The organism is Microbacterium sp. MYb66 (assembly GCF_002979435.1).
Lineage (GTDB): Bacteria > Actinomycetota > Actinomycetes > Actinomycetales > Microbacteriaceae > Microbacterium.
This window is the reverse complement of record NZ_PCOV01000001.1, coordinates 458360-471608: the sequence shown is the minus strand read 5'-3', so window position 1 is coordinate 471608 and position 13249 is coordinate 458360. Positions and strand designations below refer to the sequence as shown.

Annotated in this window: 11 protein-coding genes; 1 reads left to right on the top strand and 10 read right to left on the bottom strand. The window is 68.0% G+C overall.

Going from position 1 to position 13249, the window contains the following annotated elements; genetic code table 11:
- Nucleotides 1-22: 22 nt before the first annotated feature.
- From CQ045_RS02215 to CQ045_RS02190, 6 genes are all read right to left on the bottom strand, one after another.
- Nucleotides 23-1363, bottom strand: a complete 1341-nt coding sequence (locus CQ045_RS02215) for an alpha-L-fucosidase (protein WP_105721046.1) — start codon at nucleotides 1361-1363, stop codon at nucleotides 23-25.
- Nucleotides 1360-2904 carry a M81 family metallopeptidase gene (locus CQ045_RS02210; protein ID WP_308737002.1) on the bottom strand — a complete coding sequence of 515 codons (1545 nt, stop codon included), beginning with the start codon at nucleotides 2902-2904 and terminating at the stop codon, nucleotides 1360-1362. Before CQ045_RS02210 ends, CQ045_RS02215 begins: the two co-directional genes overlap by 4 nt.
- 64 nt (nucleotides 2905-2968) lie before the next feature.
- The gene (locus tag CQ045_RS02205) at nucleotides 2969-3916 is read right to left on the bottom strand and encodes an ROK family protein (RefSeq protein ID WP_258130926.1); all 948 of its coding nucleotides are present in this window, start codon (nucleotides 3914-3916) and stop codon (nucleotides 2969-2971) included.
- A gap of 29 nt (nucleotides 3917-3945) precedes the next feature.
- The gene (locus CQ045_RS02200; RefSeq protein ID WP_105721043.1) at nucleotides 3946-4860 is read right to left on the bottom strand and encodes a carbohydrate ABC transporter permease; all 915 of its coding nucleotides are present in this window, start codon (nucleotides 4858-4860) and stop codon (nucleotides 3946-3948) included.
- Entirely contained in the window at nucleotides 4850-5755 is a 906-nt protein-coding gene (locus CQ045_RS02195; protein ID WP_105721042.1) for a carbohydrate ABC transporter permease, read from the bottom strand. Before CQ045_RS02195 ends, CQ045_RS02200 begins: the two co-directional genes overlap by 11 nt.
- A 43-nt stretch (nucleotides 5756-5798) precedes the next feature.
- Entirely contained in the window at nucleotides 5799-7058 is a 1260-nt protein-coding gene (locus CQ045_RS02190) for an ABC transporter substrate-binding protein (protein ID WP_258130925.1), read from the bottom strand.
- A gap of 201 nt (nucleotides 7059-7259) precedes the next feature.
- Here CQ045_RS02190 and CQ045_RS02185 point away from each other — a divergent pair, with 201 nt between their 5' ends.
- The gene (locus CQ045_RS02185) at nucleotides 7260-8411 is read left to right on the top strand and encodes an ROK family transcriptional regulator (protein ID WP_105721040.1); all 1152 of its coding nucleotides are present in this window, start codon (nucleotides 7260-7262) and stop codon (nucleotides 8409-8411) included.
- Nucleotides 8412-8430: 19 nt separating this feature from the next.
- Here the strand turns inward: CQ045_RS02185 and CQ045_RS02180 are convergent, their stop codons facing one another.
- The 4 genes from CQ045_RS02180 to CQ045_RS02165 form a co-directional block, all read right to left on the bottom strand.
- Nucleotides 8431-9660 carry an alpha-L-fucosidase gene (locus CQ045_RS02180; protein ID WP_374955011.1) on the bottom strand — a complete coding sequence of 410 codons (1230 nt, stop codon included), beginning with the start codon at nucleotides 9658-9660 and terminating at the stop codon, nucleotides 8431-8433.
- Nucleotides 9661-9800: 140 nt separating this feature from the next.
- Nucleotides 9801-10871 (bottom strand): ketol-acid reductoisomerase, encoded by a 1071-nt coding sequence (gene ilvC, locus CQ045_RS02175; RefSeq protein ID WP_105721347.1) that lies wholly within the window; start codon nucleotides 10869-10871, stop codon nucleotides 9801-9803.
- 43 nt (nucleotides 10872-10914) lie between these two features.
- Nucleotides 10915-11424, bottom strand: a complete 510-nt coding sequence (ilvN, locus tag CQ045_RS02170) for an acetolactate synthase small subunit (protein ID WP_017830816.1) — start codon at nucleotides 11422-11424, stop codon at nucleotides 10915-10917.
- Nucleotides 11425-11427: 3 nt separating this feature from the next.
- A complete protein-coding gene (locus CQ045_RS02165; RefSeq protein WP_105721038.1) occupies nucleotides 11428-13230 on the bottom strand; it encodes an acetolactate synthase large subunit in 1803 nt (600 codons plus the stop codon).
- Nucleotides 13231-13249 lie beyond the last annotated feature (19 nt).

The following is a 13249-nucleotide window of genomic DNA, read 5'->3' as shown; positions in this document are numbered from 1 at the left end:
CGCCCACGCGATCCGATCCGTCTCAGCCTGCGGACAGGACCGCGACCGGCTCGCTGCGCAGACCGGCGGGGATCACCGCGATCGCCCTGTCATCGGCAGACCGCTCGACGACGCTGCCGTCAGCCCAGCGCAGGTCTGATGCCCGGAGCTCGTCGGGCAGCTCGACCTCACCCGTGCTCGGGTCGAGCGCGTGCACATGCACGGTCGATCCCGTAGTCGTGTAGCGCCGCGGGGCGCCGGTACGCTCCCCCATCCGGATCCACGGCCGCGTGCCGTAGATCGCGTCGCCGTTCGCCTCGAGCCACACGCCCAGCTCGCGCATCGCACGACGCTGCAGCTCCGGGATCGAGCCGTCCGCGGCGGGGCCGACGTTGATCAGCAGGTTGCCGTTCTTCGCCACGACGTCGACGAGCAGCCTGATCAGCTCAGCGCCGGAGAGCGAGTGCCGCTCGTCCTCGGCCTGGTTGAACCCGAACGAGTACCCGAGGCCGCGGGTCGACTCCCACGGCTCGGGGATGATCTCGGGGATGTCCGTGTACTCGCGCGTGAGGAAGCCGTGGTACGGCACACCCCAGCGGTCGTTGACCACTCCTTCCGGCACGGCGTCGAAGTACCGCCCCAGGAGGGCGGCGACCGCGTACTCGTCCTGCCCCTTGCCGCCGTCCGGCCAGTCGATGTCGTTCCAGAGCAGGTCCGGGGAGAACCGCGACACGAGCTCGTCGAGTTGCGCAGCCGAGTAGCGCGCGAAGTGGGCATCGTTGCGACGGAATCGGAAGAGGTCGGTGTCGGACTCGATGGCCGGGAAGTCGCTCACATGCCAGTCGAGGGCGCCCGAGTAGTAGACACCGAACTTCGCGCCGGCGCGCCGCGTGGCGGCGTGGAACTCGGCGATCAGGTCGCGGCGCGGACCGCGTGCGGCCGCGTTGAATCCGGTCGTCGCGGTGTCCCACAGGCAGAAGCCCTCGTGGTGCTTGGTCGTCGGCACGATGTACTTCGCGCCTGCGCCGACGAGCTCACCGACGAAGGCATCCGCGTCGAACACCGAGGCGTCCCACCGGTCGGCCAGGTCCTCGTAGGACGTGCCCGGCCCGAACAGCTGCTGGTGCCGCTCCCACGTCGGGCTGCCCGCGATCCGGACCGTGTTGCCGTACCACTCGGCGTACTGGTGCCAGGCATAGGCGTCCTCCGTCGGGATGTTCACGCCCTCGCCGTGCTGCACGGCCCATGCCGGCACCGAGTAGAGGCCCCAGTGGACGAAGAAGCCGAGCTTGGCGTCGCGGTACCAGTCGGGCACACCCTGCGTCGGATACACGGGAGCGTCGGCCCCGAAGTCCGGGCCGGTGCGCTTCTCGAAGTTCATCATGCGTTCTGCTCCTCGGAGGAATCGCGGCGGACGACCACAGCCGTCAGGTCGGGGGTCCCGTCCGGGTCGAACGGGTAGACGCCGGGCTGCAGACGGTCGTGGCCGAGACGCAGGAGGTCCTGGTCCACGCCACCGGGCGTGAGAGCGAGAGTCCACCCCTGCGCGAGCTCGTACAGCTCGGGCTCGAGGTAGCCGATCTTCACCACGACGATGTCGGCGGTCGTGGGCTCGAGGCCCAGCATCCGGAAGTCCGACAGATGGTGGAACGGCTTGCGGCGCTCCGTGATGATGGCGTGCAGGCCTCCCACGGCGATCACGACCTGAGTGCCCGCGTCCGGGTCGCCCTCCGTGATCGAGAACACGCTGCCGGTGATCGCCACGGGGCCGTGGGGTCCGGCATCGATCCGGGCGCCCGCGTCGAGCGTGACCGTGGCGCCGACACCGGCGTCGACCGCCCGAGCGACGGCGTCCCGGTCGAAGATCGAGGCGACCAGAGTGGTGCGGCTGCCGTCGGTGAGCTCGGCGCGCTCGAGGAGGTGCGCCAGCGTCCAGGTCACATCGCCCGCCCCACCCGCGGTCGGGTTGTCTCCCGAATCGGAGATCAGGTACGGGTGCGCCGCGCCAGGCACGAGCGCCCTCTCCAGCGCCTCGTCGAGCGTGCCGGTCTCGGCCACGAAGACGAAGTCCTCGCGCGCGTCCCAGAACATCCGGGCGACCCGCTCGGCCTCGCGGGCGATCAGGTCCTCATCGTCACCAGTGACCACGACGTACGCCTGGCAGCGCCGCTCATCCGCCCACGCGTAGCCGATCCACACCGACGCGTCGACGACACCCGGGAGCGCCTCGATCTCGGGGAGCTGCGCGTAGATGCTGCGCGCGGGCTCCAACCGGGTACTCGTCTTCTCTCCGGGGAGCAGCACCGGGACCGGCACCCACGCCGAGTACGGACGACGGCGCAGGGGGTCTGCGCCGTGAGGTCCCCGCAGCCGGGCGAGCAGGTTCCACACCGCGCGCTCCTTGGTGTTCATCCAGTCCTCGTGCGGCGCCATCCGATAGCAGGTCAGGAGATCGACGGCGTCACGCAAGACCTCCGAGACGTTGCCGTGCAGGTCCATCGACGTCGACACGAGCGTGTCGGGGCCGAGCGCCGCGCGCACCGCGAGAGCGAGGTCGCCCTCGGCATCGTCCATGCCGACGACGCTCATCGCGCCGTGGATGTCGAAGAAGAAGCCGTCGAACGGGCCCTGTTCCCGGATGCCGGTGACGATCGCATCCTTCATCCGGCGGTAGGTCTCCGCCGCCACGGCCCCGCCGGGCAGAGAGCGGCCGTGCGTGAGAGGCACCCACTCCGCCGCGGAGGCGAGCTCGCGCCCGTCGTCGAGGAACGGGTAGTACGACCGCAGGGTCTCCCCGGACCGGACGGTGAAGGCCTCGTCTCCCGAGATGTGGGGCGAGAAGGTGCTCGATTCGATCGAGATCCCGCCGATGCCGATCCGTGGCCTCGGCAGTCCGCCGGTCTCGACAGGCGGAAGGGGCCCCATCCAGATCTCGTGGGCTTCGGGACGTGCGGTCACGTGATGTGCTCCTTGTCGGTGCGAGTCGATCTCAGTGCGGGGCCGCCGGCACGAGGGCACGACGGGCGGTCTCGATGGCGCCGAGCGCGACGGCGTCGGAACCGAGGACGGCGGGGATGATGCGCAGAGGGATACCCGAGACCGGCGAGTCCGTGCGCAGCGTTCGCGCGATCGCGGGCTCGAGGAGGTCCCAGGCGGCGGCCACCCCTCCCCCGACGATCGCACAGGGCAGGTCGAGGATCGTCGCGGCGCTGGCGCACGCGAGTGCGACCGCGCGACCGGCGGCATGGAACACAGCGATCGCGTCCGCGTCGCCATCGCGCGCTCGATCCGCGACGTCTCTGGCGTCGAGTGCGGGGCCGGCCGTGCGCTCCTGATAGCGCAGCGCGATCGAGGTTCCGGACGCCAGCGTCTCGAGGTGTCCGACCTGACCGCACGTGCACACCAGCTGGCTGTAGCCCGGCGTGTGCCCGATCTCCCCTGCAGCGCCGTGTGGTCCGTGGTGGAGCTCCCCATCGATGAGGAGCGCGCCGCCGACGCCGGTGCCGAGCATGACGCCGAGCACATCCCGTTCGGTCCGCCCCACGGCCGCGGCCTCGCCCAGGAGGAAGGCGTTCACATCGTTCTCCACGCGAACGGGGACTCCGAGTCGCGCCTCCAGCTCGTCGGCCAGCGGGAAGCCCGCCCATCCGACGAATGTCGCGGAGGCGGCGCGGATGGTGCCGGTCTCGTGATCGATGACGCCGGCGGCACCCACTCCTGCAGCGGCGAGCGGCACATCGGCCTCGATGGCGAGAGTGCGAGCGAGACCGGCGGCTGCATCGGCCATCGCCGCGCCTCCGAGAGCGGCCGGCGCCGGAACGCTTCCTCTGGCGAGCACCGCCCCGTCACCGCTGACGAGCAGGGCGGCGATCTTGGTGCCGCCGATGTCGATCCCGATCAGCCCTGCGCCGGGTGGCGAGTGGTGCTCGATGGACATGGTGGTCCCGTGTTCCTGACCGATCATGCTCAGCGCCCGCCCAGTCCTGCCATCGCGATGCCCTTGACCAGGTGCTTCTGCAGCACGATCACGAGCAGGGTCGTCGGGATCATCGAGATGATCGCCGCTGCCATCTGGAGGTCCCAGCGCGTGCCGGTGAGTCCCGCGAAGCTCGCGAGCCCGACGGGGAGCGTACCGTGCGCGTTGTAGTCGACCGTCACGATGAGCGGCCACAGGTAGCTGTTCCAGAACGACAGGAAGGTGAACACGGCCAGCACGGCGACCGCGGACTTCGACAGGGGCAGGATGATCTGGAGGAACGAGCGCACCGGGCCTGCGCCGTCGACGCGCGCGGCCTCCTCGAGCTCGTACGGGATGCCGCGGAAGAACTGCCGCATCAGGAAGGTGCCGAACGCCCCGAACGCGAACGGCAGGACCAGCGCCTGGTAGGTGTCGACCCAGTCGAACCACTGCATCACCTGGAACATCGGGATGACGAGCACCTCGGCCGGCACCATGAGAGTCGCGAGGAAGAGCACGAAGACGGCGTCGCGGCCCTTCCAGCGCAGCCGGCCGAACGCGTATCCGGCCGTGGTCGACACGATCAGCACGACGAGCGTGCCGAGGATCGCGACGATGAAGGAGTTCATGATGTACGTCAGGAACGGGCCGTAGGCGAATACGTCGACGAAGTTGCTCCAGCGCAGCTCTGACCCGACGAGCGTCGGCGGCATCGAGAACATCTCGGAGTTCGGCTTGAGGGCCGAGAAGAAGGCGTAGATCAGTGGCGAGATGAAGATCAGCGCCGCGACGTAGATCGCGACGTGCGCCAGGATCAGCCGAACGCGTGCGCCGGGAGTCGTGGCCGCACCGCGCGCGCGTTCGCGCTCGCGATCGGAACGGGCCTTGGGGCCGGCGGGTCGGACGAGTGTCTCAGTGCTCATAGTGCACCCACTTCTTCTGCGCGGCGAACTGCAGACCCGTGATCGCGATGATGATCGCGAAGAGGATCCAGGCGGCGGCGGCGGCGAGGCCGAGGTCGCCGAAGGTGAAACCCTGCTCCCAGATGTACATGACGAGGGGCTTCGTGGCGTTGCCCGGGCCACCGCCGGTGAGCATCTGCGGCTGCACGAAGACCTGCAGGGAGGTGATCATCGTCATGATCGTCGCGAAGAAGATCGACGGCGAGATCATCGGGATGATGATGCTCCAGACCCGCCGGAGCCCCTTGGCGCCGTCGATACTGGCGGCCTCCAGCACGCTCTCGGGAAGCTGCTCGAGAGCCGCGGAGAAGATCAGCATGTTGTAGCCGAGTCCTTGCCAGACGCTCATGACGACGACCATGATCATGGCCCACGAGGGGTCGGCGAGGAAGTTGGGCAGCTCGATGCCGAACCAGGTCTGCGACAGGCCGTTGAACAGTCCCTGGGGCTGCAGCATCATCTTCCACACCAGCACGTTCGCGACCATGGGGGTCACGACGGGGATGAAGAAGAGCACGCGCAGCGCGCCGCGCCCGCGGATCCGTGAACCGAGACCGAGGGCGAGCACGAGCGAGAGAGCGACGCTCAACGGGACGTAGAGCAGTGTGTACACCGCCGAGTTGCGCAGCGCCGGCCAGAAGTCCGGACTGCTGGTGAACAGCTTGACGTAGTTGTCCACCCCGTTGAAGCTTCGCTCGCCGAAGGTCGGCCAGTCGAAGACGCTCATCACGATCGAGAGCCCGACGGGCACGATCGTGAACACGGCGAGGCCGATCAGGGCTGGGCTTGCGAATCCCAGCGCCTGACGGGCCTCCACCTTGGCGAGCGATCCTCGACGTCTCGTCGTGATCGTCATCTCAGTTTCTTTCTCTGTTACTGCTGTGGTGGCCGGAGCCGGATCACTCGCCGAACTGCGCCTGCGCGTTCGACAGCAGCTCCTCCATCGTCATCTGGCCGTTGTAGACGCTGACGAGGTTGGGCTGGATGTAGCTGTCGAGCTTCTGCCAGTTCTTCGTCATGTACAGCGGCACGGTGTCGCCGAACGCGGCCTCGAAGACGGACTGCACCTGGTCGCGGTACTGCTCGTCGATCGACTCGAAGTACAGCGGCTGCGACGACGTGCGCGCGGGGTACGAACGGCCGGAGGACGCGATGTAGTCCTGTGCGTCCTCGCCCAGCAGCGACCCCATGACCTTCAGCGCGGCCTCGGGGTTCTCGCAGTTCGCGGAGATGCCGTAGCCGGAGCCGAGGATCGGGCCCGGGTTGCCGTCGACTCCGGCGGGCAGCGGAACCATGCCGGCGGCGAAGCCGGATTCGTTGTTCAGGTAGGTGACGGCGTTCCACGTGCCGTCGACCGCCATGGCGGCGTTCGCACCCGTGTACTGGTTCTCGCCCCATCCGGTGTCGGACGCCGAGGCCACGGGGGCCGCGACCTTCTTCTCGGTGACGAGCTCGGCGTACCACGTCGACGCGTCGACGAAGGCCTTCTCGTCGATGTGCAGGGTGCCGTCCTCGGAGGCCGGCTGCGTCGCGGAGTACGCGATCGGCATCGACATCCACTGGTAGCCACCCATGCCCATGCCGAAGCCGTACTTGCCGTCCTTCGTCGCGTCGGCGGCGATGGTGTCGAAGTCGTCGAACGTCCAGCCGATCTCGGGGGTGGCGGCGCCCGCTGCGGTGAGCATGTCCTGGTTGTAGTAGACGAGCATGGTGGCGACGTCGAAGGGCACGCCGTAGACCTTGCCCTCGAAGCTGAGGATGCCGTCAGCGCTCGGGTTGAACTCGGCCCAGTCGATGCCGGCCGTCTTGAGGTCGTCGGCGCTCAGCTCGCGGAAACCGCCGGTGTAGCCGCCCAGCTGTGCACCGCTCATGCCGGTGACGCAGGCCATGTTCCCGCTGGCCATATTGGTGGTGAGCTTGGTGAAGAAGTCGCTCCACGGCGACGTCTGCAGCTTGATCTTGATGTCGGGGTTCTGCTCCTGGGCGAAGGCGACCTGAGCCTCGAGGGCGTCGACGTCGGACTCGCTGCCCGCCCACATGTCGACGACGATGGTGTCGCCGTCGGCGGAACCGCCGTTGCCGCTGCTGCTCGCGCAGCCCGTCATCGCGACTGCGACGCCGGCGACGGCGACCACAGCCCCTACACGCAACTTCTTCATTGAATGCCTCCTGGAAGGGAACAGGTTATTTCGATGTTCGAATTAACCTAGTAGGATTTCGTATGAAGTTACGCTTTCATACTTCGCAAGGGGCCGCAAGCTGAACATCCGATGTTTATCGGAGCTTGATAATTCGTAACTCCCGGGAAACATGACGAACCCCCGCTACGCTGACGATGCTCCGACCACGAAAGTGCACCCATGACCAACGCCGCTGACACCACCGTCGACGACCCGCACACCCGAAGGATCCTCGACCTCGTCGCGCGCGGCGAGGCGCGCTCCCGCTCGGAGCTGGCCGCCCTCCTCGGCGTGGCCGCGTCGACCGTCGGCCTCCGCGTGCAGGCCCTGCTCGATGCCGGTGTGCTCCGCGAAGCCGGCGACGGCACCTCGCGCGGCGGCCGGCGCCCTCGTGTGCTGCAGATCGCCGCGGACGGCTTCGTCCTCACCGCCGATCTCGGCGGGGGCCACGCCAGGATCGGCACCCATTCCCTGAGCGGCGCACTCCTGGACAGCGAGACGATCGCCGTGGATGTGACGGAGGGACCGGTGGCGACGCTCGACCGGATCGCCGTCGTTTTCGACCGCCTCGCGACCGATGGCCGAGTCCACGCGATCGGCGTCAGCCTGCCGGGCCCTGTGGACATCACGTCGGGTTCCGTCGACCAGCCGTCGCGGATGCCCGGGTGGCCGGGATTCCGTGTCGGCGAGCATCTCGCGGCCCGCTACGGCGTGCCGGTGGCGGTGGACAACGACGCGAACCTCGCCGCCCTCGGCGAGCACCGCGAGCGGTTCGGCCACACAGGGCACAGCATCACCGTCAAGGCCGGGACGGCGATCGGCAGCGGCATCATCGTCGACGGCCACGTGCACCGCGGAGCGACATCTGCGGCCGGCGACATCACCCACACCCGCATCGACGGCAGCGGCGACATCCCCTGCTCGTGCGGCAACACCGGCTGTCTCGAGACCGTGGCGAGCGGCGCGAGCCTCGTGCGGCAGATGCTCGCACGCGGCAACGACTCCGTGCGCACCACGACCGATGTGCTCAGCCTCGCCCGCGACGCGGATCCGCTCGCGACGACACTGGTCCGCACGGCGGGGACCCACCTCGGGCAGGCGCTCTCGGGCGTGGTGAACTTCTTCAACCCGCACGCCGTCTTCCTCACCGGAAGCATGAGCGCCTCGGAGCCGTTCATCGCCGCCGTCCGCAGCCGCGTGTACGAGGCATGCCACCCGCTGGCGACCCAGCGTCTCCGGATCGAGGCTGCGACGACCGGCGCGGATGCGATCCTCCACGGTGCCGCGCGACTCGCCCTCGAGGGCATGGACATCCCGGTGGCGACGGCCTGAACCGCCGCCACCGCTCGATTCACTCCCCGGTCAGCGTCAGCTCGATCACGGGGACCAGCACATCGGGCCGTCGCACCGGCAGGTGGACGGTCAGCGTCCCCTCTGCTTCACCGGCGGGGGTCATCAGATCGGCTTCCCGCTCCGGGTCGGACACGCTCGTCTCGAGCCAGGATCCGTCGTTGAGCAGACGTGCGTACGAGATCTTGCCGGCGAGCTCGGGAAGGTGCACGAAGCCCATCGGCCAGCTGAACAGACTCAGGTAGAGCCGGTTCCCGCGGCGCGTGTACACGCCTTCACGGGGCGGTGCGAACGGCGCGTGGCCGGCCCCGATCACGGCGCCGCGGTGCAGACGCATCCACTCCCCGATCTCCGCGAGCGTGTCCGCGTCGCGGGGCGCGATCGCCCCACGCCCGTCCGGGCCGATGTTCAACAGCATGTTGCCGCCCATCGACACCGAGTCGACCAGCATCTGCACCAGCATCGTCGGGGACTTCTGGTCCATGTTGTCGCGGTGGTATCCCCAGGAGCCGTTGAGTGTCTGGCAGGCCTCCCACGTCAGCGGCACGCCGTCGCGCACGATCGGTGCGGTCGGCTGATACTGCTCGGGAGTGACGAAGTCGGCGGGGATCCCGAGGCGGTCGTTCACCAGCATGTTCGGCTGCAGCTCACGGCAGAGCTCGAGCAGCGCCTCTGCATCCCAATCCTGCGGCCCCTTCCCCGCCCAGCCGTCCTTCGCCTCGGGGTAGGTGAAGTCGAAGAACAGGTAGTCGATGTCGCCGTATTCGGTGAGGAGCTCCCGCACCTGGCCGTGGAGATAGGCGCGGTACGTGTCCATGTCACGCCCGACGTTGAGCTCATGCGCGCGCTCGTCGTCACGGCGCGGGTGATTCCAGTCGATCGTGAAATCGGGGTGATGCCAGTCGATCACCGAGTGATAGAACCCGACCTTGATCCCCTCCGCCCGCAGCGCGTCGACATACTCGCGTACGAGGTCGCGCCCGATGTTCGCGACGGAGGTGAAATCGGTGAGCTTCGAGTCCCACAGGCAGAAGCCGTCATGGTGCTTCGTCGTGAGCACCACGTACCCCATGCCCGTCTCCTTCGCCGTGCGCGCCAGCGCTGCCGCGTCGAAGAGATCGGGATCGAAGTGCTCGAAGTACTGCCAGTAGTCCTCATCGGTGAGGCGCTCGTAATTCTGCACCCATTCGTGCCGTGCGGCCCCGCTGTAGAGGCCGAAGTGGACGAACATGCCGAACCGGGCCCGATCAAACCATTCCTGTCGCATGCCTCCCATCCTGGCACAGACATCCGATGTCTCGAGAGAATCGGCGCGGTAAAGCGAAGAACGGGCGCCCCCGAGGGGACGCCCGTTCTTCTGAAGAGGTCGAATCAGCGCGCGGCGCTGCCGTCGACGTAGTCCTCGTCCTGCTGCTTCCAGGCGAAGAGCGAACGCAGCTCCTTGCCGGTGACCTCGATCGGGTGCTTCTCCTCCTTGGCGCGCAGCGCCAGGAACTCCTCGGCCCCGTTGTCCTGGTCGTCGATGAAGCGCTTCGCGAAGGCCCCCGACTGGATGTCGGCGAGCACGCCCTGCATGCTCTCCTTGACACGCTCGTCGATGACGCGCGGGCCGGAGACGTAGTCACCGAACTCGGCGGTGTCGGAGATCGACCACCGCTGCTTGGCGATGCCGCCCTCCCACATCAGGTCGACGATGAGCTTCAGCTCGTGCAGAACCTCGAAGTATGCGATCTGCGGCTGGTACCCCGCCTCGGTCAGAGTCTCGAAGCCGGCCTGCACGAGGTGGCTCACGCCGCCGCAGAGCACGGCCTGCTCGCCGAACAGGTCGGTCTCGGTCTCTTCGGTGAAGGTCGTCTTGATGACGCCGGCGCGGGTTCCGCCGATGGCCTTCGCGTACGAGAGCGCGAGGTCCCAGGCGTGGCCCGAGGCGTCGCGCTCGACGGCGATGATGTCCGGGATGCCGCGGCCCGCGACGAACTCGCGACGGACCGTGTGACCGGGCGCCTTCGGCGCGACGAGGATGACGTCGACGCCCTCGGGGGCATCGATGTAGCCGAAGCGGATGTTGAAGCCGTGCGCGAACGCGAGGGTCTTGCCGGCGGTGAGGTTCGGTGCGATGGACTCGCTGTAGATGATGCGCTGGTGCTGGTCCGGCGCGAGGATCATGATGACGTCGGCCCACTCGGTGGCCTCGGCGACGGTCTTGACCGGGAAGCCGGCGTCCTCGGCCTTGGCCGCGGACTTGGAGCCCTCCTTGAGGGCGATCGCGACCTCGACACCCGAATCACGCAGGTTCTGCGCGTGGGCGTGGCCCTGCGAGCCGTATCCGACGATCGCGACCTTCTTGCCCTGGATCAGGGACAGGTCCGCGTCGGCGTCGTAGAAGATCTCGGTGCTCACTTGTGTTTCTCCTTGTTCGTGACGGTGGTTCTCGCTCTGGATGCCGGAAGACGCCAGAGCTGGTCGGTGTGTGGTGGTCGGGTTGTCAGCCGCGCAGGACGCGCTCGGTGATGCTCTTGCCGCCGCGCCCGATGGCGAGGAGACCCGACTGCGCGATCTCCTTGATGCCGAAGGGCTCGAGCGCACGAAGCATCGCGTCGACCTTGCCCTTGTCGCCGGTCACCTCGATCACGAGCGCGTCGGAGGCGTAGTCGACCACGGATGCGCGGAAGAGGTTCACCACCTCGATCACGTTCGAGCGCGTGGCGTTGTCGGTGCGCACTTTCACGAGCATGTGCTCGCGCTGCACCGACGTGGCGAAGTCGAGCTCGACGATCTTGATCACGTTGATCAGCTTGTTGAGCTGCTTGGTGACCTGCTCGAGCGGGAGCTCGTCGACGTCCACGACGACGGTGATGCGGGAGATCCCGGGCACCTCCGTCACGCCGACGGCGAGGGAGTCGATGTTGAAACCGCGGCGGGCGAACAGCCCCGCGACGCGGGTGAGGAGACCGGGGGTGTTCTCCACCAGCAGGCTCAGCACATGAGTCGACATGGATCAGTCCTCCTCGTCGAAGGCGGGCGCGTGCTCGCGGGCGTACTGGACATAGCTGTTGCTGACTCCCTGCGGGACCATCGGCCACACCATGGAGTCGGCACTCACGACGAAGTCGATCACCACGGGGCGGTCGTTCGTCTCGAGCGCGAGCTTGATGGCGGCGTCGACCTCCTCCTCCTTCTCCACGCGGATCGCGAGGCAGCCGTAGGCTTCTGCGAGCTTGACGAAGTCGGGGATGCGGATCGTGCCGTGCCCGGTGTTGAGGTCGGTGTTCGAGTGGCGTCCGTCGTAGAAGAGCGTCTGCCACTGGCGCACCATCCCCAGCGACGAGTTGTTGATGATCGCCACCTTGATCGGGATGTTGTTGATCGTGCAGGTGGCGAGCTCCTGATTCGTCATCTGGAAGCAGCCGTCGCCGTCGATCGCCCAGACCGGGCGCTCGGGCTGGGCGACCTTCGCGCCCATCGCCGCGGGAACGGAGTACCCCATCGTGCCGGCGCCGCCGGAGTTCAGCCACGCATTCGGACGCTCGTACTTGATGAACTGCGCCGCCCACATCTGGTGCTGACCGACACCGGAGGCGAAGATGCCCTCCGGGCCGGTGAGCTCGCCGATGCGCTGGATCACATACTGCGGCGCGAGAAGTCCGTCGGTCGTCGGCGCGTAGCCGAGCGGGAACTCGGTGCGCAGACCGTCGAGGTACGACCACCACTCCTCGGTGTCCGGCTTCGAGTCGACCGTGGCCCCGCGGAAGGCCGCGTCGAGATCGGTGAGGACATCGCGCACGTCGCCGACGATCGGGACATCGGCCGTCCGGATCTTGGAGATCTCGGCAGGATCGATGTCGACGTGGACGACCTTGGCGTTGGGGGCGAACAGTGCGGCCTTGCCGGTCACGCGGTCGTCGAACCGTGCGCCGAGCGAGATGAGGAGGTCCGCCTCCTGCAGCGCGAGCACGGCCGGAACCGTACCGTGCATACCGGGCATGCCGAGGTGCTGCGGGTGCGAGTCGGGGAAGGCCCCGCGGGCCATCAGAGTGGTCACCACCGGGGCACCCGTCGACTCGGCGAGTTCGAGGAGCTCGGCCGACGCCTTGCCGCGGATCACTCCGCCGCCGACGTACAGCACGGGCTTCTTGGCCTCGGCGAGGAGCGTCGCAGCGGCCTGGATCTGCTTGCCGTGCGCCTTCGTCACCGGACGGTACCCGGGCAGGTCGATCTTGGGCGGCCAGACGAACGGCGCCATCGCCTGCTGCGCGTCCTTCGTGATGTCGACGAGCACGGGTCCGGGACGGCCGGTGCCGGCGATCTCGTAGGCCGCGGCGAGGGCGCCCGGAATGTCTGCAGCGTCCTTCACGAGGAACGAGTGCTTCGTGATGGGCATCGTGATGCCGACGATGTCGGCTTCCTGGAACGCATCGGTTCCCATCAGCGTCGAGAACACCTGACCGGTGATGGCCAGCATCGGCACCGAGTCCATGTAGGCGTCGGCGATCGCGGTGACGAGGTTGGTCGCACCGGGACCGGAGGTCGCGATGCAGACGCCGACCTTGCCGGACGCCGAGGCGTACCCCTCCGCCGCGTGGCCTGCACCCTGCTCGTGGCGAACCAGGATGTGGCGCAGCTCCGAAGCATCCATCAGCGGGTCGTAGACCGGGAGGATCGCTCCGCCCGGAAGCCCGAAGACATCGGTGACGCCGAGAAGCTCCAGAGAGCGGACGACGGCCTCCGCACCGGTGATCTCCGGTGCGGTGGATGGGCGGGCGGGCGGCCTCGGCACGGCCGGGACGGTGTCAGCAGTCATGACACTCCTTCTGGTGAAC